Here is a 24,434-nt window from a genome sequence, read left to right as displayed (position 1 = left end):
ATCGACGCGTCTTCAGGACGACGCGTCGTTCTTGTCAGGCGTTGTGCCCTTCTCTGTCTTGTCCAGCTTGCGCAGAAACACCGTCATCTCCTTCTCGGCCTGTTTGTCGCCTTTTCGTTGGGCGGCCGCCAGGCCGCTGTCCCATGCTTGGCGGGCGCCCGCCAGGTCGCCCATGGCCTGACAGGCCTTGCCCAACAACTTCCAGGCTGCCGAATACGTCGGGTCGAGGGCAACGCAGCGACTCAGGTGCTGGACGGCCTCGCTCGCCTTGCCTTCATCCAGCCAGGCCTTGCCGAGCCCGAAGCGCAGCAGTGGGTTATCCACACCCTTGGCCAGCATCTTTTCCAACGATTCGCGCATGCCGCCTCCTAGAAAAAGCTCAAGCCGACGTGGAACAGCTTTTCCACATCGCGGATGTATTTCTTATCCACAACGAACAGGATCACATGGTCACCCGTCTCGATGACGGTGTCGCCGTGGGCGATGAGTACCTGGTCATGGCGAATGATCGCGCCGATGGTGGTGCCTTCGGGGAGCTGGATGTCGGCGATGGCCTTGCCGACCACCTTGCTCGAACGGGTGTCGCCATGGGCGATCGCTTCGATGGCTTCGGCCGCGCCCCGGCGCAGCGAGTGCACGCTGACGATGTCACCACGACGAACGTGCGCCAACAGCGTGCCGATGGTCGCCAACTGCGGGCTGATGGCGATGTCGATCTCGCCGCCCTGTACCAAGTCGACATAGGCCGGGTTGTTGATCAGGGCCATGACCCGGCGCGTGCCCAGGCGCTTGGCGAGCAGCGAGGACATGATGTTGGCCTCGTCGTCGTTGGTCAGCGCCAGGAAGATGTCGGCCTGGGCAATGCCCTCCTCCACCATCAGGTCCCGGTCCGAGGCACTGCCTTGCAGCACCACGGTGCTTTCCAGGTTGTCGGACAGCTGGCGGCAGCGGGCCAGGTTCTTTTCGATGATCTTGACCTGGTAGCGGCTTTCGATGGCTTCGGCCAGGCGTTCGCCGATCTGGCCGCCCCCGGCGATCACCACCCGCTTGTTGGTCTCGTCCAGCCGCCGCAGCTCGCCCATCACTGCACGGATGTCATGGCGGGCGGCGATGAAGAACACCTCGTCGTCCGCCTCGATGACCGTGTCGCCCTGGGGTTTGATCGGTCGGTCGCGGCGGAAGATCGCCGCGACCCGGGTGTCCACGTTGGGCATGTGCGCACGGATCTGGCGGAGCTGCTGGCCCACCAGCGGACCGCCGTAGTAGGCCTTGACCGCTACCAGCTGCGCCTTGCCCTTGGCGAAGTCGATCACCTGCAGCGCGCCTGGGTGCTCGATCAGGCGGCGAATGTAGTTGGTCACCACCTGTTCGGGGCTGATCAGCACGTCGACCGGGATGGCCTCGTTGTCGAACAGCTCCTTGTGTGTCAGGTACGACGATTCCCGCACCCGGGCGATCTTGGTCGGCGTGTGGAACAGGGTATAGGCGACCTGGCAGGCAACCATGTTGGTCTCGTCGCTGTTGGTGACCGCCACCAGCATGTCGGCATCGTCGGCACCGGCCTGGCGAAGCACCGTCGGCAACGATCCACGGCCCTGCACGGTGCGGATGTCCAGACGGTCGCCCAGGTCGCGCAGGCGTTCGCCGTCGGTGTCGACGACGGTGATGTCGTTGGCCTCGCTGGCCAGGTGTTCGGCGAGTGTGCCGCCGACCTGGCCGGCGCCGAGGATGATGATCTTCATCCGGGAAATCCTGTCAGTGGCTCGGTCCGCGTGAGGCGGCGATCTTGATCAGCTTGGCATAGTAAAACCCATCGTGACCGCCCTGCTGGGGCAGCAACTGCCGACCATGGGGCTGACGCAGGCCGGCGTCGGTCGCCAGGTCCAGTTCGCGGGCGCCGGGGGTGCGCGCAAGGAAGGCCTCGATGACCTCGGTGTTCTCGGTCGGCAGGCTCGAGCACGTGGCGTAGAGCAGCATGCCACCGACTTCCAGGGTCGGCCAGAGCGCATCGAGCAGCTCGCCCTGCAACGTGGCCAGGGCGGGGATGTCCTCGGCCTGTCGGGTCAGCTTGATGTCCGGGTGGCGACGGATGACGCCGGTCGCCGAACAGGGCGCATCGAGCAGGATCCGCTGGAAGGGCGCGCCGTCCCACCAGGCAGCGGTCTCCCGGGCATCGCAGGCGATCAGTTGGGCCTCCAGGCCCAGGCGATCGAGGTTCTCGCGTACCCGGACCAGGCGCTTGGCTTCCAGGTCGACGGCCACCACACCGGCCAGGTCGGGCTGTGCCTCGAGCAGGTGGCAGGTCTTGCCACCGGGTGCGCAGCAGGCGTCGAGCACTCGCTGACCGGGGGCCAGGTCGAGCAGGTCCGCCGCCAGTTGCGCGGCTTCGTCCTGCACGCTGATCCATCCCTCGGCGAAGCCGGGCAGCGTACGGACGTCACAGGCTTCGGCCAGAACGATGCCGTCACGGCTGTAGGCGCAGGCACTGGCCTGGAAACCGGCTTCTGCCAGCAGGGCCAGGTAGGCGTCGCGCGTGTGATGGCGGCGGTTGACCCGCAGGATCATCGGCGGGTGAGCGTTGTTGGCGGCGCACAGCGCTTCCCAGTCTTCCGGCCAGAACGCCTTGAGGGCCTTCTGCAGCCAGCGCGGATGGGCAGTGCGTGCCACGGGGTCGCGTTCCAGCCCGGTCAGCAAGGCTTCGCCCTCGCGCTGCGCACGGCGCAACACGGCGTTGAGCAGCCCCTTGGCCCAGGGCTTCTTGAGCTTGTCGGCACAGCCGACCGTCTCGCCGATCGCCGCGTGGGCCGGGATGCGGGTGTAGAGCAACTGATAGAGCCCCACCAGCAGCAAGGCGTGCACGTCGCTGTCGGCGCTCTTGAACGGCTTCTGCAGCAACTGCGCGGCCAGCAGGTCCAGGCGTGGCTGCCAGCGTGCGGTGCCGAACGCCAGGTCCTGGGTCAGGCCGCGGTCGCGCTCTTCGACCTTGTCCAGTTGCGCCGGCAAGGCGCTGTTCAGGGAAGCCTTGCCGCTGAGCACGGCAGCCAGGGCCCGGGCGGCGGCCAGCCGCGGGTTCATTGACCGAACACCTTGCCAGGCGCGAACTGCTCACGGCGGCTGTTGAACACATCGGCAAAGCTCAACGCCTTGCCGCCGGGCAATTGCACACGGGTCAGGCGCAGCGACTGTGCGCCACAGGCCACCACCAGGCCGTCTTTGCTGGCCGATAGGATTTCACCCGGTTGGCCCTGCTCTGTGGATAACTCGGCGCCCAGCACCTTGATGGCGGCGCCTTCCAGCGTGCTGTGGCAGATCGGCCATGGGTTGAAGGCACGCACCAGGCGCTCCAGCTCGACGGCCGGGCGAGTCCAGTCGAGGCGCGCCTCGTCCTTGTTCAACTTGTGCGCGTAGGTCGCCAGGGTATCGTCCTGGATCTCCCCGGACAGCGAACCGTCCTCAAGCCCGGCGATCGCCTGCAACACAGCGGCAGGGCCCAGGTTCGCCAGGCGGTCGTGCAGACTGCCACCGGTGTCCTGGGCACTGATCGGTGTGCTGACCTTGAGCAGCATGGGCCCGGTATCGAGCCCGGCTTCCATACGCATCACGGTCACCCCGCTTTCGGCATCGCCAGCCTGCACCGCGCGCTGGATCGGCGCCGCGCCGCGCCAGCGTGGCAGCAGCGAGGCGTGGCTGTTGATGCACCCCAGGCGCGGAATGTCCAATACGGCTTGGGGCAGGATCAGGCCATAGGCGACCACCACCATCAGGTCCGGGGCCAGCGCGGCCAGTTCGGCCTGGGCCTCGGCTGCGCGCAGGGTCGGCGGTTGCAGGACAGGAATGCCGTGCAGCGCGGCCAGTTGCTTGACCGGGCTGGGCATGAGCTTCTGGCCGCGGCCGGCCGGACGATCGGGCTGGGTGTACACAGCCACCACATCATGGGGGCTGTCGAGCAGGGCCTTGAGGTGTTCGGCGGCAAACTCAGGGGTGCCTGCAAAGACGATGCGCATGGGGTTCTCGCTCGCAAAAGAAAAAGGCTTGCCGGAGCAAGCCTTTGAAATGGGAAGAATCAAGCCTGCTGGCGGTGCTGCTTTTCCAGCTTCTTCTTGATCCGGTCGCGCTTGAGCTGCGACAGGTAGTCGACGAACAGCTTGCCGTTGAGGTGATCGCACTCGTGCTGGATGCACACCGCGAGCAGCCCTTCGGCGATCAGCTCGTAAGGCTTGCCGTCGCGATCGAGCGCCTTGACCTTGACCTGCAACGGGCGATCGACGTTTTCGTAGAAGCCCGGCACCGACAGGCACCCTTCCTGGTACTGGCCCATGTCGTGGGTCAGTTCTTCGATCTCGGGGTTGATGAACACCCGCGGTTCGCTGCGATCTTCGCTCAGGTCCATGACCACCACCCGCAGGTGGACGTCGACCTGGGTGGCCGCCAGGCCGATGCCAGGCGCTTCGTACATGGTTTCAAACATGTCGTCGATCAGCTGGCGCAAGGCGTCGTCGACTTCCTTCACCGGTTTGGCGAGGGTGCGCAGGCGCGGGTCCGGGAATTCGAGGATGTTCAAGATAGCCATAGTCTGTGACGTACTGTGCGTTCGGTTGAAAACTGAACACACATAATAAAGGGAATCGCGTCATTCGGCACCTGGCAAAGCTCGGCTAGGGTATGGACGGCACCTTGTCGCTCCCATCGATGGACAGGTTGCGCGCCTATTATCAACAGAGTTATCCACAGATTGTTCAGCCTGGATGACGCGCCTCAGATCAAGGATGATCCCCATGTCCACCCTCGCCACTTCGCCCTGCCCGCCCCATGAACTGGAAGCCCGTTTGCGCCTGCAGCGCCTGCCCGAGATCGGTCCCCGTCGCTTCCATACCCTGATTCACGCCTTCGGCAGTGCCTCGGCCGCACTCGCCGCACCGGCCAGTGCCTGGCGCGCCCTGGGCCTGCCGGCGGCGGCCAGCGACGCCCGCCGAAGTCCCTCCGTGCGCGACGGCGCAGCGGCTGCCATGGCCTGGCTAGAGCGTCCGGGCCAGCATTTGCTGATGTGGGACAGCCCTGGCTACCCTGCCTTGCTGGCCGAGATCGACACGCCACCGCCGTTGTTGTTCGTGGCCGGAGACCCTGCGCTGCTGGAGCAGCCGCAGCTGGCGATCATCGGCAGCCGTCGCGCGTCGCCCCCTGCCCTGGACACCGCCAGTGCGTTCGCCCGGTGCCTGGCGCAGGCAGGTTTCTGTATCACCAGCGGCCTTGCCCTGGGCATCGACGGCGTCGCGCACCAGGCGGCAATGAAGGTTGGCGGGCGCACGATCGGGGTGCTGGGCACCGGGCTGCAAAAACTTTATCCACAGCGTCACCGGACGTTGGCGCAGGCGATGATCGACGGTGGCAGCGCCGTGGTGTCCGAGTTTCCCCTAGACGCCGGCCCTCTGGCGGCGAACTTCCCGCGGCGCAACCGCATCATCAGCGGTCTTTCCCTCGGCGTCCTGGTGGTTGAGGCCAGCCTGGCCAGTGGCTCGCTGATCACCGCGCGCCTGGCGGCCGAGCAGGGGCGCGAGGTCTATGCCATACCCGGCTCGATCCACCATGTCGGCTCCAAGGGCTGCCATCAGCTGATCCGCGACGGTGCACTGCTGGTGGAAAGCGTCGAGCACATCCTCGACAGCCTGCGGGGTTGGCAGCAGGTGCCCGCTGCCGTACCGGAAACGCCCAGGCGCGACGACGCTAACCCCTTGCTGGCGCTGTTGCACGCGGCCCCGCAGACCAGCGAGGGTCTGGCGCTGAGCAGTGGACAGACGCTCGCCCAGGTCCTGGCCAGCCTGACGGAGCTGGAACTCGAAGGGCGTGTCAGCAGCGAAGGCGGACGTTGGTTTGCCCGGTCCGGCTAAGTACACTGCACATCGATCTTCATGGGAGGCAGGACAATGGTCAGCAGTTGGCGTGTGCAGCAAGCCGCACGTGAGGTGCGCGCAGGCGCGGTGATCGCGTACCCGACGGAAGCCGTCTGGGGCCTGGGCTGCGATCCGTGGAACGAAGATGCGGTGTACCGCTTGCTCGCGCTCAAGTCGCGGCCTGTGGATAAAGGGCTGATTCTGGTGGCCGACACCATCCGGCAGTTCGACTTCCTGTTCGAGGACTTTCCTGAAGACTGGATCGACCGCATGAGCAGCACCTGGCCAGGGCCCAACACCTGGCTGGTGCCGCACCAGGACCTGCTGCCGGAATGGGTGACCGGGGAACACGATACCGTGGCGCTGCGCGTCAGCGATCATCCACAGGTGCGCGAGCTGTGCGCGCTGGTCGGTCCGTTGATTTCCACCTCATGCAACCCGGCCGGGCGCCCGGCGGCCCGCACACGGCTGCGTGTGGAGCAGTACTTCCATGGCGACCTGGACCATGTGCTAGGCGGTGCCCTGGGCGGGCGCCGCAACCCGAGCGTGATCCGTGACCTGGTCAGTGGCGAGGTCAGACGACCGGGCTGAGCTCCTGGGCGAGTGGGCGGGCACCCTCGGTGCCCGAGCCACCGCTGCAGCTCAGCGGGCAGTACTCATCCTTCGGGCAGCAACACCGTGGAGCCGACCGTCTCGCGTCCCGACAGGGCCTTCTGCGCCTCGGCCGCCTCGCTCAGCGCATAGCGCTGTTGCACGTCCACCGTCAGCTTGCCGCTGGTGATCATCGCGAACAGGTCATCGGCCATGGCCTGGGTCTGTTCAGGGGTGCTGGTGTAGGTAGCCAGGGTCGGACGGGTCACGTACAGCGAGCCTTTCTGCGCCAGGATGCCCAGGTTGACGCCGCTCACCGCCCCCGAGGCATTGCCAAAGCTGACCATCAGGCCCCGGGGCTGCAGGCAATCCAGCGACGTCAGCCAGGTGTCGGCGCCGACGCCATCGTAGACCACCGGGCACTTCTGGCCGTCGGTCAATTCCAGCACGCGCTTGGCGACGTCTTCGTGACGGTAGTCGATGGTCGCCCAGGCACCCAGGGCCTTGGCGCGCTCGGCCTTTTCCGCCGAGCCGACGGTGCCGATCAGCCTGGCACCCAGGGCCTTGGCCCATTGGCAGGCCAACGATCCGACGCCACCGGCGGCGGCATGGAACAGCACGTAGTCGTCGGGCTGCACGGCATAGGTCTGCTTGAACAGGTACTGCACGGTCAGGCCCTTGAGCATGACCGCTGCGGCCTGCTCGAAACTGATCGCCTCGGGCAGGCTGACCAGGTTGCCTTCCGGCAGCGTGTGCACGTCACTGTAGGCGCCGAGCGGGCCTCCGGCATAGGCCACGCGATCGCCCACCTTGAATCGGGTGACGCCCTCGCCGACCGCCTCGACCACGCCCGCCCCTTCGGTGCCCAGGCCGGACGGCAACGCTGGCGGCGGATACAGGCCACTGCGGAAATAGGTGTCGATGAAGTTCAGGCCGATGGCCTTGTTGCGCACCTGGACCTGGTTCGGGCCTGGCGCCTTGGGGTCGAAGCTCACCAGTTGCAGGACTTCCGGGCCGCCATGCTGGCTGAACTCTATACGTCGGGCCATCTCGCACTCCTGTTGTCGTGATCAGGGAAGACCTGCTATCTGGCGCCTTTGCTCGACCGCCGTCAACTGCGAGGTGCCGCCGGCCGATGCTATGCTAGGCGCGATTTCCTTCCTGCCGCCACCGGGTGACCCGATGACCAGCCGTACCGAGGCCGTGAAGGCCTACCTGCTCGACCTGCAAGACCGTATCTGCTCTGCCCTGGAACGCGAGGACGGCACCGCCCGTTTCGTCGAGGATGCCTGGGTGCGCGACGCCGGTGGCGGAGGACGGACCCGGGTCATCGGCGAAGGCGCGCTGATCGAGAAAGGGGGTGTGAACTTCTCCCACGTCTTCGGGGCCGGCCTGCCGCCTTCGGCCAGCGCACACCGCCCGGAGCTGGCCGGACGCGGTTTCGAGGCCCTGGGTGTCTCGCTGGTCATCCACCCCTACAACCCCCATGTGCCGACCTCCCACGCCAACGTGCGCTTCTTCATCGCCGAGAAGGAAGGCGAGGAAGCGGTCTGGTGGTTCGGTGGGGGCTTCGACTTGACGCCCTACTACGGCAACGAAGAAGACTGCGTGCACTGGCACCGGGTCGCCGAGCGTGCCTGCGCGCCCTTCGGCAGCGACGTCTATCCACGCTACAAGGCCTGGTGCGACCGGTATTTCCACCTCAAGCACCGGGGCGAGCCGCGTGGCATCGGCGGGCTGTTCTTCGACGACCTCAACGCGTGGGACTTCGATACCTGTTTCGCCTTCCTGCGTGCCATCGGTGACGCCTATCTGGAGGCCTACCTGCCCATCGTGCAGCGTCGCAAGCACTTGGCCTACACTGCCCAGCAACGGGAATTCCAGGAATACCGCCGGGGCCGCTACGTGGAGTTCAACCTGGTCTACGACCGCGGCACGCTGTTCGGCCTGCAGTCGGGCGGGCGTACCGAGTCGATTCTCATGTCGCTGCCCCCCCAGGTACGCTGGGGCTATGACTGGAAACCGGCACCGGGCAGCGAAGAGGCTCGCCTGACCGATTACTTCCTGACCGATCGTGACTGGTTGGGGCAATGAGCGCTGTGGATAACTCAGGAGCAGGCATGGACCAGTACGTCGTCTTCGGCAATCCGATCGGCCACAGCAAGTCGCCGGCCATTCATCGGCTGTTCGCCGAGCAGACTGGCCAGGCGCTGGCGTACACCACTCTGCTGGCGCCCATCGACGGGTTCAGTGCGTGCGCGCTGGGCTTCTTCAAGCAGGGCCAGGGGGCCAACGTCACCGTACCGTTCAAGGAAGAAGCCCTGCACCTGTGTGACCGTCTGACGGCGCGGGCGCAGCGTGCAGGCGCCGTGAACACCTTGAGCAAGCTCGACGACGGCACGCTGCAAGGCGACAACACCGACGGCGCCGGGCTGGTCCGTGACCTGACGGTCAATGCCGGGGTCACGCTGGCAGGCAAGCGCATCCTGATCCTGGGCGCGGGCGGTGCCGTGCGTGGTGTCCTCGAACCACTGTTGGCGCAGGGCCCGAAGGCCGTGCTGATTGCCAATCGCACCGTGGAAAAGGCCGAGCACCTGGCCCGCGAGTTCGCCGACCTGGGGCCGGTGATCGGCAGTGGCTTCACGGCCTTCGTCGAGCCGGTGGACCTGATCGTCAACGCCACCTCCGCCAGCCTGGCCGGCGAGCTGCCCCCCTTGGCCGACAGCCTGGTCGCCCCGGGCCGTACGGTGTGCTACGACATGATGTACGGGCGTGAACCGACGCCGTTCTGCCAATGGGCCACGCGCCTGGGCGCCGCCCAGGTACTGGACGGGCTGGGCATGCTCGCCGAGCAGGCTGCGGAAGCCTTCGAAGGCTGGCGGGGCGTGCGGCCGGACACGGCACCGGTACTGGCGCACCTGCGCCGTCAATTGGCCCAGGGCTGACGCCGAGGGTCACACCGGGTCGATGAAACGGATCGGGCAGCGCTCTGCCCCTTCCAGCTTCTGGATGTCCGCCATTACCTGTGCGCGTGCGCGCCGCAGGGTCAGGCTCCCGCCACGGCGGGTCAGCCGACGTGCCTCGCGGTGCAGCATGTCCACGCCCGAATAGTCGATGAAGTTGATCTGCGGCGCATCGACGATCACGTGCGGCCCCTGGCAGCGCTGCAGGTGCACCTGAAGGTGGTGGGCCGCCCCGAAGAAGATCGAGCCACCGATTCTGAGTACATCGGTCTCGTGCTCACGTGTCTGCTGCACCCGGGGACGGGACGTGCGCTTGAGGTAGAAGAACAGCGAGGCCAGTACGCCGGCGTAGATGGCCGTCTGCAATTCCAGCAGCAAGGTGGCGCAGGCGGTCAGGGCCATGACCAGGAACTCGGCGCGGCTGACCCGGAACAGTGCGGCAATGGCCGGTCGGTCCATCAACCCCCAGCAGATCAGCAGGATACCGCCGGCCATGGCGGGTACCGGCAACCAGGCGATCAGGCTGGCGCTGGTCAAGGCGAACACGCCCAGCCACAGGGCCGAGCAGACCCCGGCCAGCGGCGAGCGGGCGCCGGCTTCCAGGTTCAGGCCGGAGCGGGTGAAAGAGCCGGACGACAGGTACCCGGAACACAGCGAACCGACCAGGTTGGACAGGCCCTGGCCGCGGATTTCCTGGTCAGCATCGATCAGCTGCTCCGAGCGTGCCGAGAGCGATCGGGCAATCGACAGGCTAGTGACCAGCCCCAGCATGCCCACGGCCACCGCGCTGGGCAGCAGGCGCAGGACCGTCTCGGCATCCAGCAGCGGCAGCGGGCTCAGCGGTGGCAACTGGCCGATGAAAGCCGGGACACGTGCCACCTCCCCGAACAGCCCCGGCAGCGACCAGGCCACCAGGCTGACGACCGTCAGACTGATCAACAGCCCTGGCCAGCGAGGCCGCCAGCGCTTGAGGCCTGCGCCGAGCAGCACCGTCGAAAGCCCCAGCGCCATGGCCGACACCTGTACCTCGCCTGCATGGGCCAGCAGGGCCTGCGCGGTGCCCAGCGCCGTGGCCTGACTGGGCACGTCCAGGCCAAGCAGATTGGGGATCTGGCCCAGGGCGATGACCACTGCCGCGCCCAGGCTGAAGCCAAGCACCACCGCGTGCGAGACGAAATCCACCAAGGTACCGAATCGCAGCAGGCCGAGGATGAGCTGGAACAGACCGGCCACGAAGGTCAACAGCAGCACCAGGGTCACGTAGTCAGCGCTGCCCGGGACGGCCAGGGGGCTGATGCTGGCGTAGAGCACGATCGAAACGGCAGCCGTGGGACCGCTGATCAAGTGCCAGGAGGAGCCCCAGAGGCAAGCGATCACCACCGGGACCATGGCCGCGTACAACCCGTACTCCGCGGGCAGCCCGGCGATCAAGGCGTAGGCGATGGACTGTGGCAGCGCCAGGATGGCGCCGCTGAGGCCGACCAGCACGTCCTGGCGCAGGTCGCGCCAGGTCAGGTGCGGCAGCCAGGCCATGAAGGGCAACAAGCGGTGAAGGCGGCGCATGGCGGGAAGGCGTCCTGACGGGGGATAGCGCGAGGGTGGTGAATCGGGCCGTACAGGGCAAGTTTATTTTGCAGGGTGCAGTCCTCATCGCATTGAACGGCCTTGCGAGTCCGGCAGACCGACGCAGCCTTTTGTGGAAGCGGGCTTGCCGGCGATGGAACCCGTTCATTCGCCTTGAGGCTGACAGGACAGCATTCATCCTGTTGGCCATGTGCCGGATTTACCATCGCTATCGCAGGCAAGCCCGCTCCCACAAGCTGCTTGCGCAGCCATGCCTACACCGACAGCTGCAGAGGTCTGGGTGGGAGCTGGCGTGCCAGCGATAGGGCCTTGTCAGGCGCCGCCTGCGTCGCAGGTAAGCTCACACATCAGCCCATGCGGCCGGGCATGTTACCCAGTAGAAAAAGGACAGCTGCTCCCATACAGCCTGCACGGGCGACGTGCTGATGTCTGCTTGAGAGGGACACCGGCGCGGCGCTGGGCACACTCCCCTCTGTGTACTCGACCCACGTATAGTCGTGATACGTCCATCCCACGCCAGGAGCCTTCGTGCAAAGAATCCAGGGCTACCATGCCCACGTCTACTTCGACGCCCAGACCCTCGGCCAGGCTCGTGCCCTGTGCCAGGAGGCGGCCAGTCTGTTTCCCATCACGCTGGGCCGGTTTCACCAGCGGCCGGTCGGTCCGCATCCTGACTGGAGCTGCCAGTTGGCGTTCGAACCGGAGTTCATCGGCGTGGTGTTGCCCTGGCTGGCGCTCAACCGCAAGGGGTTGGTGGTGTTCCTGCACCCATTGACCGGCGATGAATTGGCCGATCACCGTGACCATGCCATCTGGATGGGAGCAGTCAGGCCATTGAATCTGGCATTGTTCGGCGCGTAAGCGACGTCTGTCGGCCTGCAGTCAGCAGGCCTTCGTAAATCACCCTATCCAGACGCCTCACTTGAAGAAGCATTCTTCGATCTTGGATTCACAGGTGGCATTCATCCAGTTGGAGCCCACGGCCAACCTCGCGCCTTCCATCGATAGGCTCAGGTGATCGATATGAGCCTTATGCTTTCTATCATCCTCATAACGACAGAGCACGCTTGCCGGCGTGATGTGGCTGGAGACGAAGCGCAAATGCGCAAGATCGATCGACGTGCTATTGGCGTCGCCTTTCCAGCCGCCGGGGGCCGTATAGAGCTGCCCACCCTGTTCGCTGACGATCTGAGACGGTTCGGGGCATGTCATGAGCGAGGCGTGTTCAGGCGAGGCATTGGCTTGCCCGATGAACATGAGCACGAGCGAATACGTAGCAAGGCATGATGAGCGCATGTCGCGAGTCTCCAGAGAGGCTGAAGCGCTAGCATGCAGTCGAAGCGGTCGTTGAAGAACTGGCAAAAATAACGGTTTTGCAGCTCACGCCATGTGTTTCATCAGGTATCGAGCACGCCCGGACGCTCGTTGCGAGCGCCCGGGCGTCGCGCTCATCAGCGCGCTCGTGCCTGTCTCACACCCTGCGACAGATCGGCACAAAGCGCCAGCACGTCCTTGACGGCCTGCTCCGCGGACGGTGCCTGCGCAACCTTGTCGATCAACGCCGACCCGACGACGACCCCGTCTGCCAGCCGCGCGATGGCGGCCGCCTGTTCAGCCGTGCGAATGCCGAAGCCGACGCTGATCGGCAGGTCGGTATGCCGGCGCAGACGCCCGATGGCCTGGGTGACCTGGTCGGTGGTGGCCGAGCCGGCACCGGTCACGCCCGCGACCGACACGTAATAAACGAACCCCGAGCTGCGCGCCAGCACCCGTGGCAAGCGGGCGTCGTCGGTGGTCGGCGTGGTCAGGCGGATGAAGTCGATCCCTGCATCGTGGGCCGGGTCGGCCAGCTCGGCATCGTGCTCGGGCGGCAGGTCGACGATGATCAGCCCATCGACACCCGCTTCTCGCGCCTCACCGATGAAGCGCTCCACGCCAAAACGATGGATCGGGTTGTAATAGCCCATCAGCACGATCGGCGTGGTCTGATCATCGAGACGGAAGTCACGCACCATCTGCAACGTCTTGGCCAGGGTCTGGCCGGCTTCCAGGGCACGCAGGGTCGCCAGCTGGATGGCCACGCCATCGGCCATCGGGTCGGTGAAGGGCATGCCCAGCTCGATCACGTCCGCGCCTGCTTTCGGCAGGCCCTTGAGGATCGCCAGGGAGGCGTCGTAGCCCGGGTCGCCTGCAGTGATGAAGGTGACCAGCGCCGCGCGGCCCTCGGCTTTCAGTTCGGCAAAACGGTGTTCGAGGCGGCTCATGCCACGGTCTCCTGGGCGGCCATGTGGTTCATCACGGTGTGCATGTCTTTGTCGCCACGCCCGGACAGGCAGATGACCATCAGGTAATCCTTGGGCAGCGAGGGGGCGATACGCAGGGCTTCGGCCACGGCGTGGGCACTCTCCAGGGCAGGGATGATGCCCTCGAGCCGGCAGCAGGTGTGGAAGGCCTGCAGGGCTTCGTCGTCGGTGATGCTGACGTACTCGACGCGCTTCACTTCGTGCAGGTGGGCATGCTCGGGGCCGATACCGGGGTAGTCCAGACCGGCCGAGATCGAGTGGGCATCGGTGATCTGCCCGTCGTCGTCCTGCAGCAGGTAGGTGCGGTTGCCGTGCAGCACGCCGGGTACGCCGCCGTTAAGGCTGGCGGCATGCTTGTCGGTGGTCACGCCGTGGCCACCGGCTTCCACGCCGATGATGCGCACGCTCGGGTCGTCGAGGAATTCGTGGAACAGGCCCATGGCATTGGAGCCGCCGCCCACGCAGGCGATCAGGCTGTCGGGCAGGCGCCCTTCCTTCTCCTGCAACTGGGCGCGGGTTTCCTTGCCGATGATCGACTGGAAGTCGCGGACCATGGCCGGGTAAGGGTGTGGGCCGGCCACGGTGCCGATGAGGTAGAAGGTGTCGTCGACGTTGGTGACCCAGTCGCGCAGGGCCTCGTTCATCGCATCCTTGAGCGTGCCGGTGCCGGCAGTGACCGGTACGATCTCGGCACCCAGCAGCTTCATGCGAAAGACGTTGGCCTGTTGGCGCTCGATGTCGGTGGCGCCCATGTAGATCACACAGGGCAGGCCGAAGCGTGCCGCGACGGTGGCGGTGGCCACGCCGTGCATGCCCGCGCCGGTCTCGGCGATCAGACGCTTCTTGCCCATGCGCTTGGCCAGCAGCACCTGGCCGATGCAGTTGTTCACCTTGTGCGCGCCGGTGTGGTTGAGCTCTTCGCGCTTGAAGTAGATCTTGGCGCCGCCGCAATGCTCGGTCAGGCGCTCGGCGAAGTACAGCGGATTGGGACGGCCGATGTAGTCACGCTGGAAGTAGGCCAGCTCCTCGAGAAACGCCGGATCGGCCTTGGCCGCCTCGTACTCGCGTGCCAGGTCCAGTACCAGGGGCATCAGGGTTTCGGCGACATAACGGCCGCCGAACGAGCCGAACAGGCCGTTCGCATCGGGGCCGGCGCGGTAATGGGTCTGGGTCATGACGTTCTCCAGCATGAACAAGGGCAATGACAGCTACTGTAACCAGCGCAGGACCGCGTGAAAACCGATAAGATCGTGATGACTTGTCAGGAAAACTCACACGACCATGGCCCAGGATCTTCCTCCGCTCAATGCGCTCAAGGCTTTCGAGGCCGCCGCACGGCTCAACAGCGTCAGCCAGGCGGCGCAATCCCTGCACGTCACCCATGGCGCGGTGAGCCGGCAGATCAAGCTGCTGGAAGAGCACCTGGGTGTCGCGCTGTTTCGCAAGGAAGGCCGTGGCCTCAAGCTCACGGATGCCGGTGAGCGTCTGCTCGATGCCAGCAGCGAAGCGTTCGACCGTCTGCGCCAGGTCTGTGCCGAACTGGGGCAGGCTCAGGACCAGGCGCCCTTCGTGCTGGGTTGCTCGGGCAGCCTGCTGGCACGCTGGTTCATCCCACGCCTGGGGCGCCTGGAGGCAGAACTGCCTGACCTGCGCCTGCATTTGTCCGCAGGCGATGGCGACGCCGATCCCCGGCGAACGGGCCTGGATGCCTGGCTGGTATTCGCCGAACCACCTTGGCCGGCGGACATGCAGGTGCACGTGCTGGCGCAGGAGCGTATCGGCCCTGTCATGAGCCCTTACGTGAAGGGTAGCGAGCTTCTGCATCAGGCCCCGCCCGAGCGGCTGCTCGAAGAGCGTCTGCTACAGACCCGCTCTCGGCCGCAGGCCTGGCCGAGCTGGGCACGGCAACAGCACCTCGACCCGGCCCGATTGACGTTCGGTCAGGATTTCGAACATTTGTATTATCTGCTGGAAGCGGCCCTGGCAGGGCTGGGTGTGGCGATCGCCCCTGAGCCATTGGTGGCGGACGACCTGCGCTCGGGCAGGTTGGTCGCGCCGTGGGGGTTCACACCGACCACGGCGGTCTTATCGCTGTGGGTGCCTCGGCGCGCCAATGACCGGCGCGCCGAACGCCTGGCGCAGTGGCTACGCGCCGAGCTGGAGCGACGGGTCGATTAACCGCGCTTGCACAGCATCAGGGCAGCGATCAGGCCGATGGCGCCTACGGCAACGCCGGCGGTGGTCCATGGGTTTTCCTGAGCGTAGTCACGGGTCGCGATGCCGGTCTGGCGGGTGCGCGCCTTGACTTCGGTGTAGGCATCGCCCAGCAGGCTGCGCGAGTGCTTCAGGGCTTTCTCGGCGTTTTCGCGAATGGCCTTGAGGCTCTTGGTGGACTCATCGGAGGCATCGTTCTTGAGGCCTTCCAGGGATTTGAGCAGGCTTTCGATTTCCGCTTCCATGCTTTCCAGCGAGTTCTTGCGCAACGAGTGATTGGCCATGGTGTATCTCCTTCGCAGTGGGATGAGCTGTACAGGAATGCGACTGCATGGGTAGGGGAAAGTGCGATCGAACTTTCTGCCTTGGTCAAGGCTCGCAGCTAGACAAGGTCCGGGTGCCGGACCATCGCTGACGTTACCCAAGGAGAACGCTCATGTCGGACCATCACACCTACAAGCTCGTTGAACTGGTCGGCTCGTCCACCACCAGCATCGAAGACGCCATCCATCACGCCCTGGACGAAGCCGGCAAATCCATCGAGAACATGGAATGGTTCGAAGTGACCGAAACCCGTGGTCACATCCAGGACGGCAAGGTCGGGCATTTCCAGGTATCGCTCAAGGTCGGCTTCCGCATCATCGCCAGCTGACCCTGGCCGCCGTGCCGGTGTACCCAGCGTTTTGAGTGTCAGGGCATCGTCGATGCCCTGGTTCGCAGTGATAGCCAAGAGGAACAGGGTCGATGAAAAAACTGGTGATGGCGGTAGGGCTCATGGCCGTGGCAGGCACCGCATTGGCGGCTGGCAAGCCCTGCGCCGAGCTGCAACAGGAAATCGAGGCCAAGCTCGATGCCAAGAACGTCAGCAACTATGTGCTGGAAGTGGTGGACAAGGGCACCGGTGGCGGGAAGGTCGTCGGCTCATGCGAAGGCGGCACCAAGGACATCGTCTACCGTCGCGAAGGCTGAGCCAAGCCCTGTCGGGACGGCCTGCGTGGCGTCACGATGCCTGTGAGCCTCTGGGCACCAGAGGCTCATATCAGACAGGGGCTGACAGCGTGTCGCCATGGTCAGCCTGCCTGCCAGTGCCCACTCATTCGCAGAGGGGCACGCACACACCTCGGTACGGGATGACGGCCTTCCCTGGCCCCATTCATCCTCACGCCGCCTGCAAGGCTTCGGCCAACAGCGCGTAGGACTGCAATCGGTCCTCGTGCTCGTACAGATCGCAGGTGAAGATCAGCTCGTCGGCCCCCGTCTGCTCCAACAGCACCTCGACCTTGGCGCGAACCTTCTGCGGGCTGCCGATCATCGCCAGGCCCAGGAAGCTCGACACCGCGTCCCGCTCGTGGGGCAGCCACAGACCTTCCATGCTGTCGACCGGCGGCTGCTGCATCAGGCTCTGGCCGCGGATCAACGCCAAGATCCGGCGGTACACCGACGTGGCCAGGTAATCGGCGCGTGCGTCAGTGTCAGCCACTACCATGGGGACGCCCAGCATCACATAAGGCTTGTCCAGCACCGTGGACGGCTGGAAGTGATCGCGGTAGATGCGAATCGCCTCATGCATGTAGCGCGGTGCGAAGTGCGAGGCGAAGGCATAGGGCAGCCCGCGCATCCCGGCCAGCTGTGCGCTGAACAGGCTCGACCCCAGCAGCCAGATCGGCACGTCGGTGTCGTAGCCCGGTACGGCGATCACACGCTGGTCAGGCGTGCGCGGCCCCAGGTAGCGGCTCAGCTCCTCGACGTCGTCGGGAAAATCGTCGGCGCTCCCCGAGCGCTCGCGGCGCAGCGCACGCGCCGTCAGCTGGTCGGAGCCCGGCGCTCGACCCAGGCCCAGGTCGATGCGACCCGGGTAGAGGCTGGCGAGGGTGCCGAACTGCTCGGCGATCACCAGGGGCGCATGGTTCGGCAGCATGATGCCGCCGGCCCCCACGCGCAGGGTCGAGGTACCGCCGGCCAGGTGACCCAGCAGCACGGCGGTGGCCGAACTGGCGATGCCATCCATGTTGTGGTGCTCGGCGATCCAGAAGCGGTTGTAGCCCAGTCGCTCGGCGTGCCTGGCCAAGTCGAGCGAGTTGTGCAGCGCTTGGGCCGTGCCCTGGTCGGCACGTACCGGCACCAGGTCCAGCACGGAAAACTTGAGGTCGCGCACGTGCGTCATGAGGGTCTCCAGAAAAGGGGTGGCCATCGGGCCTTCCTCTCTCTGTATGGGCGGATCGATGAGAATCAATGGCCCGTCGATCGGTTGGAACTTGCCTGGGGGTGTGTTTTCTCAAACCTTACGTACCCAACCTCAATGTCCTGGAGGGCATCATGAAAAAGACAGCATCGGCACACTGGCAAGGCGGTCTGAAGGATGGCAAGGGATACATCTCCACGCAAAGTGGTGCGCTCAAAGACAACGCCTACGGCTTCAACACCCGTTTCGAAGACACGCCAGGCACCAACCCGGAAGAGCTGATCGGTGCCGCCCATGCCGGCTGCTTCTCGATGGCCTTCTCGATGATTCTCGGCGAAGCCGGCTTCACGCCCGACAGCATCGACACCAAGGCTGAAGTGACGCTGGAAAAACAGTCGGATGGCTTTGCCATTACCGCCGTGCACCTGGTGCTCCAGGCCAAGGTGCCAGGTGTCGACGAGCAGAAATTCCAGGAACTGGCCAACAAGGCCAAGGAAGGCTGCCCAGTCTCCAAGGTCCTGAACGCCACGATCAGCCTGGACGCGACGCTGCAGCAGTGATCCCCAGGTCAGGAGCGGTGTATTCTTGATTCATCCACCGGCCATCGGGCCATTGTCGAGGAACCGCTCCATGATCCGTCCCCTTCTGGTTGTCGCCACGTCCCTGCTGGCGACAGCTGCCCTGGCAGCCCCCAAGCCCTGTGACGAACTCAAGGCCGAGATCGAGGCCAAGATCCAGGCCAGCGGTGTGACGTCCTACACCCTGGAAGTCGTGCCCAACAGCGAGGTCAGTGACCCCAACATGGTGGTGGGCAGCTGCGAGAACGGTACCAAGAAAGTTATCTACCAGCGCAACGACAACTGACCCGTCTGCACCCTCATGGGATGCAGAACACGTTGCTTGGTTCATCCACCAGCACCCGCCGCTGTTCGTCATAGAGCAACGCAGTCGGCTGCATGGCCGGCGCACGCGCCTCGAGTCGATAGCGACGGCCTGCCTCGAAGGCGCCGTAGCGCAGCGTGAGGTAGCAGGTCCGGTCGGTGGGGTCGGTGGAGAATCCACCGGAATAGACTTCGTAGTCGAAGCGCACCACCAGCTCGTGGCGTCCGGGCGTGACCTGAAAGTAACGCCCATCTTCCAGGCGCTGGCCATCCAGCCGGTCGGCCATTACTAGCTTGCCGGGGACGAGCGTGCGCAGCTCGACCCAGGCCTGGCCGGGATCCTTGGGCGGCAAGGGGCTGGCGCATCCGCCCAATACGCCAAGGGCGGCAAGCATCGTGTACGGGCGCATGGTCTTCATCCTGCTGGCTGTTCCGGGTAGGTCACAGCATAGCGCGCTGCGCGATCAACTGCGCTGACAACCGGCAGGTGCCCCCTGACCCAGCAGGTTCTGCTGCTGGTCGTACAGCTTGACCCACGGGCGGAAACCGATGCTGCCGGCCTGCAGGCGATAGCGCTGACCGGCATCGAAGCCCTTGAAGGTGACATTGAGCTGACAATCGCGCCAGAGCGACTCCGCATCCGGACCGATGTTGCTCGGTGCCACGGGAAACTGATAGCGCACGGTGAGTTCGTGCTGGCCCGGCGGGACTTCGAAGTAGCGCTTGTCGTCCCAGGCGTGATCGTCCACTTCCAGCGCGTGCAGCGCGGTGTTCTGTTCAGGGGCCAGGTCCACCCACGCCTGGCCCGGATCTGGCTCGGGCAAGGTGGAGCAGCCAGCAAGCAGCGCGAGGGCTGCGATGGTGAACCTTGTACGCATTGGCGAAACGTCTCCTGGGCAAGTAGTCTGGCGGCCACCGTTGGCTGAGCGAGAGGAATCGCCCTGATGTGCCGACCTGTTCTGCTGCGTTCGAGCCTTGCGGCACTCGACCGTTTCCTGGTGCGGTTTGTTCCCCTGCTGGCCTGCGGACTGATCGCCGGTTGCTCCAGTGCGTCGTACTATGGGCAGCTGGCCCAGGGGCAATGGCAGCTGCTTCGTGCCCGGACGCCGATCACGCAGGTGATCGACGATCCTGCGACGGACCCGACCTTGCGCCAGCGCCTGATACAGGCCGAAGAGGCGCGCGTGTTCGCCAGCGACCACTTGAAGCTGCCGGACAACCGCAGCTACCGGGTCTATGCCGACCTGGGCCGTCGATTCGTGGTCTGGAACGTGTTCGCCACCCCGGCCCTGTCCCTGCACCCGGTCACCCACTGCTTCCCGATCGCCGGGTGCGTGGCCTACCGCGGCTACTACAGCCAGGACAGTGCCCGGGGGGCCGCCGCGCTGATGCGCCAGCAAGGGTTGGATGTCTACGTGGGCGGTGTCGAAGCCTATTCGACGCTGGGCTGGTTCGACGATCCGATCCTGTCGACCATGACCGGCTGGGGTGACGAACGCCTGGCCACGCTGATCTTTCATGAACTGTCGCACCAGCGCGTCTACGTGAAGGACGACACTGAATTCAACGAGTCCTATGCCACCTTCGTCGAGCAGGAAGGCAGCCGGCAGTGGCGTCGCGCACGGGGCCTGGCGCCTGTGCCCGAGGGCGAGCGAGGTCAGCGTGAAGCCTTTGTCCAGTTGGTGCTGGCCAGTCGCGAGCGCTTGCAGGCCTTGTACGACAGCCCGCTGGATGCCGAGGGCAAGCGCCGGGGCAAACAGGCCGAATTCGAGCGGCTACGCCGCGACTACCGCCAACTGCGCGACAGCCAATGGGGCGGCGTGGGCCGGTACGACGCCTGGATCGAAGGCCCACTGAACAACGCCACGCTCCTGCCCTTCGGGCTCTACGACCGCTGGGTTCCGGCCTTCGAGGCGTTGTACCGCCAGGCAGCGGGCGACTGGGCATGCTTCCACCAGCGCGTGCAGGCCCTCGGGCGCCTGCCGCCAGCGGCGCGACACCAGGCGTTAGCGGCCCTGGCCGCCAGCGCCCCGCCCTGAAGCAGGCTAAACGTCGTGACCCTGCAGGAACGCCGCATGCAGCTGTGCCAGCGTCTCGAAGTGGAAGTCCGGGGACTCGGCCAGCAATTCCTCGCGGCTGCCGAACCCATAGCCGACCGCCACCGACTGCAGGCCATTGCTGCGCGCGCCGATCAGGTCATGCTTGCGATCGCCGATCATCAAGGTCTGGGCCGGGTCCAGGCGCTCCTCGTCGAGCAGATGGCGGATCAGTTCGACCTTGTCGGTACGCGTGCCGTCCAGTTCGCTGCCGTAGATCATCTTGAAGTGTCGATCGAAGGCGAAGTGCCGGGCGATCTCGCGCGCGAATTCCCATGGCTTGGACGTGGCGATGTACAGGGTGCGGCCCTGCCCGGCCAAGGTCGAGAGCAGCGCAGGTATGCCTTCGAAGACCTGGTTCTCGTACAGCCCGGTGACCCTGAAGCGTTCGCGGTAGTGGTTCACCGCGTCCCAGGCCTTGGCCTCGTCGAACCCGTAGAACTGCATGAACGCCTGCAGCAGGGGCGGCCCGATGAAAGGCTCGAGGCGGGTCAGGTCGGGCTCGTCGATGCCGAGCCTGGCCAGCGCATGCTGGATGGAGCGGGTGATGCCCAGGCGCGGGTCGGTGAGCGTGCCGTCGAGGTCGAACAGGATCGTGTGCTGATGCATGGAAATCTCGGGTCTGGGAATCAAAGCGCGTCGTAGCCTTCGGCCAGGTGCTGGTCCTTGAGCGCGACGTAGTTGCGGGCGCTGTAGCTGAAGAAGGCACGCTCCTTGTCGGTCAACGGCCGCGCCTGACGTACCGGGCTGCCGACGTACAGGTAGCCGCTTTCCAGACGCTTGCCTGGCGGCACCAGGCTGCCGGCACCGATGATCACGTCGTCCTCGACCACCGCGCCGTCCATGACCGTACTGCCCATGCCGACCAGGATGCGATTGCCCAAGGTGCAGCCATGCAGCATCACCTTGTGGCCGATGGTCACCTCGTCGCCGATCAGCAACGGGAAGCCGTCAGGGTTGAACGGGCCGGCGTGGGTGATGTGCAGCACGCTGCCATCCTGGACGCTGGTACGCGCGCCGATGCGGATGCGGTGCATGTCGCCGCGGATCACGGTCAGAGGCCAGACCGAGCTGTCTTCGCCGATCGCCACGTCGCCCAGGACGATGGCCGAACTGTCGACGAACGCGCGGGGTCCCAACTGGGGAGTGTGCTGCCGGAAGGTCCGGATGGCCATGTATAGTGCCCCTCTTGAAGCCTGATAGGTGGCCGCCTGCTGCGGTCAGGGTCGATTGTAATTAAGATGGTCCCGTGTTTCTCCTGCCAAGGTATCCCAACGTGAGTGCGAACAACCCGCTCCTGCAGTCCTACGACCTGCCGCCCTTCTCGGCGATCCGCGCCGAACACGTGCTGCCGGCGATCGAGCAGATCCTGGCCGACAACCGCGCCGCCATCGCCCGGATCCTCGAGACGCAAGGCCAGCACCCGACCTGGGCCGGCCTGGTCCTGGCCATGGATGAACTCAACGATCGGCTCGGCGCGGCCTGGAGCCCGGTCAGCCACCTCAATGCGGTGTGCAACAGCGCCGAGCTGCGCGAAGCCTACGAGTCCTGCCTGCCGGCATTGAGCGCCTATTCCACCGAGCTGGGTCAGAACCGTGCCCTGTTCGACGCCTACCAAGCGCTGGCCAACAGCCCTGAAGCCGCTGGGTTCGACGTGGCACAGACCACCACCCTCGAACACGCCCTGCGCGACTTCCGCCTCTCGGGCATCGACCTGCCGGCGGACAAGCAGCAGCGCTATGCCGAGGTGCAGAGCACGCTCAGCGAACTGGGCAGCCGTTTTTCCAACCAGTTGCTCGACGCCACCCAGGCCTGGACCAAGCACGTCACCGACGAGGCGCTGCTCGACGGCCTGACCGAGTCGGCCAAGGGCCAGATGGCCGCGGCCGCCCAGGCCAAGGACCTGGACGGCTGGCTGATCACCCTGGAATTCCCCAGCTACTACGCCGTGATGACGTACGCCGCCAATCGCGCCCTGCGTGAAGAAGTCTATGCAGCCTACAGCACCCGCGCCTCGGACCAGGGCCCCAACGCCGGGCAATTCGACAACGGTCCGGTGATGCGCCAGATCCTCGACCTGCGCCAGGAACTGGCCGAGCTGCTCGGGTATGCCAACTTCGCCGAGCTGAGCCTGGCCACCAAGATGGCCGAGTCCAGCGACCAGGTGCTGAGCTTCCTGCGCGACCTGGCGCACCGCAGCAAGCCGTTCGCGGCCCAGGACCTGGCCGAACTGAAGGCGTACGCCCAGGAACAGGGCTGTGCGGACCTGAGCAGCTGGGACGTCGGCTACTATGGCGAGAAGCTGCGCGAGCAACGCTACAGCGTGTCGCAGGAAGCCCTGCGCGCGTACTTCCCGATCGACAAGGTGCTGTCGGGCCTGTTCGCCATCGTGCAGCGCCTGTATGGCATCGAGATCAAGGAACTGGACGGTTTCGACCGCTGGCATCCAGAGGTGCGCCTGTTCGAGATCAGCGAGCACGGTCAGCACGTCGGGCGTTTCTTCTTCGACCTCTATGCCCGCGCCAACAAGCGTGGCGGTGCCTGGATGGATGGTGCCCGCGATCGTCGCCGCACCGCCGCTGGCGAGCTGCAGAGCCCGGTGGCCAACCTGGTGTGCAACTTTACCCCCGCTTCGCCAGGCCAGCCTGCGCTGCTGACCCACGATGAAGTGACCACCCTGTTCCACGAGTTCGGCCATGGCTTGCACCATTTGCTGACCCGCATCGAGCATGCCGGTGTATCAGGCATCAATGGCGTGGCCTGGGACGCCGTCGAGCTGCCGAGCCAGTTCATGGAGAACTGGTGCTGGGAGCCTGAGGGCCTGGCGCTGATCTCCGGCCACTACCAGACCGGCGAAGCCCTGCCGCAGGACCTGCTGGAGAAGATGCTGGCGGCAAAGAACTTCCAGTCCGGCCTGATGATGGTGCGTCAGCTGGAGTTCTCGCTGTTCGACTTCGAACTGCACGCCAGCCATGGCGATGGTCGCAGCGTGCTGGAGGTGCTCGAGGGCGTACGCGACGAAGTGTCGGTGATGCGGCCGCCAGCCTACAACCGCTTCCCCAACAGCTTTGCGCACATCTTCGCCGGTGGTTACGCGGCGGGGTACTACAGCTACAAGTGGGCCGAAGTGCTGTCGGCCGACGCCTTCTCGCGCTTCGAGGAAGACGGTGTGCTGAACGCCGAGACCGGGCGGGCGTTCCGTGAAGCCATCCTGGCTCGCGGCGGTTCGCGTGAGCCGATGGTATTGTTCGTCGATTTCCGTGGCCGTGAGCCGTCCATCGATGCGCTGATGCGCCACAGTGGCCTGAGCGAAGACGCCGCGGCGTGAGCGAGGTGACCGTGAGCAAGACCAAGAAGCGTTTCATCGCCGGGGCCGTCTGCCCGGCGTGCAGCGAGGCCGACAAGCTGAAGATGTGGGATGAGGACGGCGTACCGCACCGCGAATGCGTGGCGTGCGGTTTTTCCGACACCCTCAACGAACAAGGCTTGTCGGTACCCAAGGAGCTGGGGACGCGGGTCAACCATTTGTCGCCAAAGGCCCCGGCCAAGGCGCAGACGGTCCAGACCGTGCAGTTCTTCCCCAACCCGAAGCTGAAGAAATCCGATAGCTGAAGGCCCCCTCGAACGGCCGGGCCTGTCGCCCGGCCGTTCGACACCACGCGATCGGCCTCGGCACCTCCACGGCCCAGTGGTCGTCCTTAATGCTTTTTTGCTATCATTTAGGTCCCGCCT

29 protein-coding genes are annotated in these 24,434 nt (G+C 65.5%); 13 read left to right on the top strand and 16 right to left on the bottom strand.

The window, feature by feature from the left end; all coding sequences use genetic code 11:
* Nucleotides 1–12 precede the first annotated feature (12 nt).
* From APT63_19945 to APT63_19925, 5 genes are read right to left on the bottom strand one after another with little or no spacing between them, the layout of a single operon-like run.
* Nucleotides 13–360 (bottom strand): hypothetical protein, encoded by a 348-nt coding sequence (locus APT63_19945; protein AMA47716.1) that lies wholly within the window; start codon nt 358–360, stop codon nt 13–15.
* A gap of 8 nt (nt 361–368) precedes the next feature.
* Nucleotides 369–1,742, bottom strand: a complete 1,374-nt coding sequence (gene trkA, locus APT63_19940; GenBank protein ID AMA47715.1) for a potassium transporter peripheral membrane component — start codon at nt 1,740–1,742, stop codon at nt 369–371.
* A gap of 13 nt (nt 1,743–1,755) precedes the next feature.
* Entirely contained in the window at nt 1,756–3,075 is a 1,320-nt protein-coding gene (locus APT63_19935) for a 16S rRNA methyltransferase (protein AMA47714.1), read from the bottom strand.
* Nucleotides 3,072–4,004 (bottom strand): methionyl-tRNA formyltransferase, encoded by a 933-nt coding sequence (gene fmt, locus APT63_19930; GenBank protein AMA47713.1) that lies wholly within the window; start codon nt 4,002–4,004, stop codon nt 3,072–3,074. The genes APT63_19935 and fmt overlap by 4 nt, the downstream gene beginning before the upstream one ends.
* A gap of 59 nt (nt 4,005–4,063) precedes the next feature.
* Complete coding sequence (locus tag APT63_19925; protein ID AMA47712.1) at nt 4,064–4,570, bottom strand: peptide deformylase; 507 nt, start codon at nt 4,568–4,570, stop codon at nt 4,064–4,066.
* 205 nt (nt 4,571–4,775) lie between these two features.
* On the opposite strand from APT63_19925, the gene APT63_19920 reads away from it, so the two are divergent.
* Nucleotides 4,776–5,885, top strand: a complete 1,110-nt coding sequence (locus APT63_19920; protein AMA47711.1) for a DNA processing protein DprA — start codon at nt 4,776–4,778, stop codon at nt 5,883–5,885.
* Between the two features lie 36 nt (nt 5,886–5,921).
* Entirely contained in the window at nt 5,922–6,479 is a 558-nt protein-coding gene (locus APT63_19915; protein AMA47710.1) for a tRNA threonylcarbamoyladenosine biosynthesis protein RimN, read from the top strand.
* 65 nt (nt 6,480–6,544) lie between these two features.
* Here APT63_19915 and APT63_19910 read toward each other — a convergent pair whose 3' ends face one another.
* Nucleotides 6,545–7,528 carry a quinone oxidoreductase gene (locus APT63_19910; GenBank protein ID AMA47709.1) on the bottom strand — a complete coding sequence of 328 codons (984 nt, stop codon included), beginning with the start codon at nt 7,526–7,528 and terminating at the stop codon, nt 6,545–6,547.
* 133 nt (nt 7,529–7,661) lie between these two features.
* Between APT63_19910 and APT63_19905 the strand changes: the two genes are divergently transcribed.
* Together APT63_19905 and aroE are read left to right on the top strand one after the other, a co-directional pair.
* Nucleotides 7,662–8,573: a coproporphyrinogen III oxidase gene (locus APT63_19905; GenBank protein AMA47708.1), complete on the top strand. Its 912-nt coding sequence runs from the start codon at nt 7,662–7,664 to the stop codon at nt 8,571–8,573.
* Between the two features lie 26 nt (nt 8,574–8,599).
* Entirely contained in the window at nt 8,600–9,424 is an 825-nt protein-coding gene (gene aroE, locus APT63_19900; GenBank protein AMA47707.1) for a shikimate dehydrogenase, read from the top strand.
* Nucleotides 9,425–9,433: 9 nt separating this feature from the next.
* On the opposite strand, the gene APT63_19895 is transcribed toward aroE, so the two are convergent.
* Nucleotides 9,434–11,005, bottom strand: a complete 1,572-nt coding sequence (locus APT63_19895) for a SulP family inorganic anion transporter (protein AMA47706.1) — start codon at nt 11,003–11,005, stop codon at nt 9,434–9,436.
* Between the two features lie 549 nt (nt 11,006–11,554).
* Here APT63_19895 and APT63_19890 point away from each other — a divergent pair.
* Nucleotides 11,555–11,887: a 4,5-dioxygenase gene (locus APT63_19890; protein AMA47705.1), complete on the top strand. Its 333-nt coding sequence runs from the start codon at nt 11,555–11,557 to the stop codon at nt 11,885–11,887.
* Nucleotides 11,888–11,944: 57 nt separating this feature from the next.
* Here the strand turns inward: APT63_19890 and APT63_19885 are convergent, their stop codons facing one another.
* The 3 genes from APT63_19885 to APT63_19875 form a co-directional block, all read right to left on the bottom strand.
* On the bottom strand, nt 11,945–12,322 hold the full coding sequence (locus APT63_19885; GenBank protein ID AMA47704.1) for a hypothetical protein: 378 nt from the start codon (nt 12,320–12,322) through the stop codon (nt 11,945–11,947).
* Nucleotides 12,323–12,477: 155 nt separating this feature from the next.
* Nucleotides 12,478–13,290: a tryptophan synthase subunit alpha gene (trpA, locus tag APT63_19880; protein ID AMA47703.1), complete on the bottom strand. Its 813-nt coding sequence runs from the start codon at nt 13,288–13,290 to the stop codon at nt 12,478–12,480.
* Nucleotides 13,287–14,504: a tryptophan synthase subunit beta gene (locus tag APT63_19875; protein AMA47702.1), complete on the bottom strand. Its 1,218-nt coding sequence runs from the start codon at nt 14,502–14,504 to the stop codon at nt 13,287–13,289. The genes trpA and APT63_19875 overlap by 4 nt, the downstream gene beginning before the upstream one ends.
* A 106-nt stretch (nt 14,505–14,610) precedes the next feature.
* Here APT63_19875 and APT63_19870 point away from each other — a divergent pair, with 106 nt between their 5' ends.
* Nucleotides 14,611–15,507 carry a LysR family transcriptional regulator gene (locus tag APT63_19870; protein AMA47701.1) on the top strand — a complete coding sequence of 299 codons (897 nt, stop codon included), beginning with the start codon at nt 14,611–14,613 and terminating at the stop codon, nt 15,505–15,507.
* Here the strand turns inward: APT63_19870 and APT63_19865 are convergent.
* Complete coding sequence (locus tag APT63_19865) at nt 15,504–15,827, bottom strand: hypothetical protein (protein AMA47700.1); 324 nt, start codon at nt 15,825–15,827, stop codon at nt 15,504–15,506. The two genes, APT63_19870 and APT63_19865, sit on opposite strands and share 4 nt — an antisense overlap.
* A gap of 152 nt (nt 15,828–15,979) precedes the next feature.
* On the opposite strand from APT63_19865, the gene APT63_19860 reads away from it, so the two are divergent.
* Nucleotides 15,980–16,195, top strand: coding sequence for a dodecin flavoprotein (locus APT63_19860; GenBank protein ID AMA47699.1), 216 nt, complete (start codon nt 15,980–15,982; stop codon nt 16,193–16,195).
* A 92-nt stretch (nt 16,196–16,287) separates the two neighbouring features.
* Nucleotides 16,288–16,512 (top strand): hypothetical protein, encoded by a 225-nt coding sequence (locus tag APT63_19855; protein AMA47698.1) that lies wholly within the window; start codon nt 16,288–16,290, stop codon nt 16,510–16,512.
* Nucleotides 16,513–16,702: 190 nt separating this feature from the next.
* Here the strand turns inward: APT63_19855 and APT63_19850 are convergent, their stop codons facing one another.
* A complete protein-coding gene (locus tag APT63_19850; GenBank protein ID AMA47953.1) occupies nt 16,703–17,707 on the bottom strand; it encodes a hypothetical protein in 1,005 nt (334 codons plus the stop codon).
* Between the two features lie 152 nt (nt 17,708–17,859).
* On the opposite strand from APT63_19850, the gene APT63_19845 reads away from it, so the two are divergent.
* On the top strand, nt 17,860–18,285 hold the full coding sequence (locus tag APT63_19845; GenBank protein AMA47697.1) for an osmotically inducible protein OsmC: 426 nt from the start codon (nt 17,860–17,862) through the stop codon (nt 18,283–18,285).
* 70 nt (nt 18,286–18,355) lie between these two features.
* Nucleotides 18,356–18,589: a hypothetical protein gene (locus APT63_19840; protein AMA47696.1), complete on the top strand. Its 234-nt coding sequence runs from the start codon at nt 18,356–18,358 to the stop codon at nt 18,587–18,589.
* A gap of 13 nt (nt 18,590–18,602) precedes the next feature.
* On the opposite strand, the gene APT63_19835 is transcribed toward APT63_19840, so the two are convergent.
* Both APT63_19835 and APT63_19830 read right to left on the bottom strand, forming a co-directional pair.
* Complete coding sequence (locus APT63_19835) at nt 18,603–19,016, bottom strand: hypothetical protein (protein AMA47695.1); 414 nt, start codon at nt 19,014–19,016, stop codon at nt 18,603–18,605.
* Nucleotides 19,017–19,070: 54 nt separating this feature from the next.
* A complete protein-coding gene (locus APT63_19830; GenBank protein AMA47694.1) occupies nt 19,071–19,484 on the bottom strand; it encodes a hypothetical protein in 414 nt (137 codons plus the stop codon).
* A gap of 81 nt (nt 19,485–19,565) precedes the next feature.
* Here APT63_19830 and APT63_19825 point away from each other — a divergent pair, with 81 nt between their 5' ends.
* Complete coding sequence (locus APT63_19825) at nt 19,566–20,645, top strand: aminopeptidase (GenBank protein AMA47952.1); 1,080 nt, start codon at nt 19,566–19,568, stop codon at nt 20,643–20,645.
* Nucleotides 20,646–20,651: 6 nt separating this feature from the next.
* On the opposite strand, the gene APT63_19820 is transcribed toward APT63_19825, so the two are convergent.
* Nucleotides 20,652–21,311, bottom strand: a complete 660-nt coding sequence (locus APT63_19820; GenBank protein AMA47693.1) for an HAD family hydrolase — start codon at nt 21,309–21,311, stop codon at nt 20,652–20,654.
* 20 nt (nt 21,312–21,331) lie between these two features.
* Nucleotides 21,332–21,877, bottom strand: a complete 546-nt coding sequence (locus APT63_19815; GenBank protein ID AMA47692.1) for a gamma carbonic anhydrase family protein — start codon at nt 21,875–21,877, stop codon at nt 21,332–21,334.
* A gap of 101 nt (nt 21,878–21,978) precedes the next feature.
* Between APT63_19815 and APT63_19810 the strand changes: the two genes are divergently transcribed.
* A complete protein-coding gene (locus APT63_19810; GenBank protein AMA47691.1) occupies nt 21,979–24,030 on the top strand; it encodes an oligopeptidase A in 2,052 nt (683 codons plus the stop codon).
* Nucleotides 24,027–24,314, top strand: coding sequence for a DNA-binding protein (locus APT63_19805; protein AMA47690.1), 288 nt, complete (start codon nt 24,027–24,029; stop codon nt 24,312–24,314). Before APT63_19810 ends, APT63_19805 begins: the two co-directional genes overlap by 4 nt.
* The last annotated feature ends 120 nt before the right edge of the window (nt 24,315–24,434 follow it).

Source organism: Pseudomonas monteilii, from assembly GCA_001534745.1.
Lineage (GTDB): Bacteria > Pseudomonadota > Gammaproteobacteria > Pseudomonadales > Pseudomonadaceae > Aquipseudomonas > Aquipseudomonas alabamensis.
Note: the sequence above shows the minus strand (reverse complement) of the source record. Positions and strands in the feature narration are given on the sequence as shown.

Bases quoted from the DNA above. Each gene is read 5' to 3' on its own strand.
- APT63_19945 (AMA47716.1), bottom strand. From the start codon at position 360: ATGCGCGAATCGTTGGAAAAGATGCTGGCCAAGGGTGTGGATAACCCA.
- trkA (AMA47715.1), bottom strand. From the start codon at position 1,742: ATGAAGATCATCATCCTCGGCGCCGGCCAGGTCGGCGGCACACTCGCC.
- APT63_19935 (AMA47714.1), bottom strand. From the start codon at position 3,075: ATGAACCCGCGGCTGGCCGCCGCCCGGGCCCTGGCTGCCGTGCTCAGC.
- fmt (AMA47713.1), bottom strand. From the start codon at position 4,004: ATGCGCATCGTCTTTGCAGGCACCCCTGAGTTTGCCGCCGAACACCTC.
- APT63_19925 (AMA47712.1), bottom strand. From the start codon at position 4,570: ATGGCTATCTTGAACATCCTCGAATTCCCGGACCCGCGCCTGCGCACC.
- APT63_19920 (AMA47711.1), top strand. From the start codon at position 4,776: ATGTCCACCCTCGCCACTTCGCCCTGCCCGCCCCATGAACTGGAAGCC.
- APT63_19915 (AMA47710.1), top strand. From the start codon at position 5,922: ATGGTCAGCAGTTGGCGTGTGCAGCAAGCCGCACGTGAGGTGCGCGCA.
- APT63_19910 (AMA47709.1), bottom strand. From the start codon at position 7,528: ATGGCCCGACGTATAGAGTTCAGCCAGCATGGCGGCCCGGAAGTCCTG.
- APT63_19905 (AMA47708.1), top strand. From the start codon at position 7,662: ATGACCAGCCGTACCGAGGCCGTGAAGGCCTACCTGCTCGACCTGCAA.
- aroE (AMA47707.1), top strand. From the start codon at position 8,600: ATGGACCAGTACGTCGTCTTCGGCAATCCGATCGGCCACAGCAAGTCG.
- APT63_19895 (AMA47706.1), bottom strand. From the start codon at position 11,005: ATGCGCCGCCTTCACCGCTTGTTGCCCTTCATGGCCTGGCTGCCGCAC.
- APT63_19885 (AMA47704.1), bottom strand. From the start codon at position 12,322: ATGCGCTCATCATGCCTTGCTACGTATTCGCTCGTGCTCATGTTCATC.
- trpA (AMA47703.1), bottom strand. From the start codon at position 13,290: ATGAGCCGCCTCGAACACCGTTTTGCCGAACTGAAAGCCGAGGGCCGC.
- APT63_19875 (AMA47702.1), bottom strand. From the start codon at position 14,504: ATGACCCAGACCCATTACCGCGCCGGCCCCGATGCGAACGGCCTGTTC.
- APT63_19870 (AMA47701.1), top strand. From the start codon at position 14,611: ATGGCCCAGGATCTTCCTCCGCTCAATGCGCTCAAGGCTTTCGAGGCC.
- APT63_19865 (AMA47700.1), bottom strand. From the start codon at position 15,827: ATGGCCAATCACTCGTTGCGCAAGAACTCGCTGGAAAGCATGGAAGCG.
- APT63_19860 (AMA47699.1), top strand. From the start codon at position 15,980: ATGTCGGACCATCACACCTACAAGCTCGTTGAACTGGTCGGCTCGTCC.
- APT63_19855 (AMA47698.1), top strand. From the start codon at position 16,288: ATGAAAAAACTGGTGATGGCGGTAGGGCTCATGGCCGTGGCAGGCACC.
- APT63_19850 (AMA47953.1), bottom strand. From the start codon at position 17,707: ATGACGCACGTGCGCGACCTCAAGTTTTCCGTGCTGGACCTGGTGCCG.
- APT63_19845 (AMA47697.1), top strand. From the start codon at position 17,860: ATGAAAAAGACAGCATCGGCACACTGGCAAGGCGGTCTGAAGGATGGC.
- APT63_19840 (AMA47696.1), top strand. From the start codon at position 18,356: ATGATCCGTCCCCTTCTGGTTGTCGCCACGTCCCTGCTGGCGACAGCT.
- APT63_19835 (AMA47695.1), bottom strand. From the start codon at position 19,016: ATGCGCCCGTACACGATGCTTGCCGCCCTTGGCGTATTGGGCGGATGC.
- APT63_19830 (AMA47694.1), bottom strand. From the start codon at position 19,484: ATGCGTACAAGGTTCACCATCGCAGCCCTCGCGCTGCTTGCTGGCTGC.
- APT63_19820 (AMA47693.1), bottom strand. From the start codon at position 21,311: ATGCATCAGCACACGATCCTGTTCGACCTCGACGGCACGCTCACCGAC.
- APT63_19815 (AMA47692.1), bottom strand. From the start codon at position 21,877: ATGGCCATCCGGACCTTCCGGCAGCACACTCCCCAGTTGGGACCCCGC.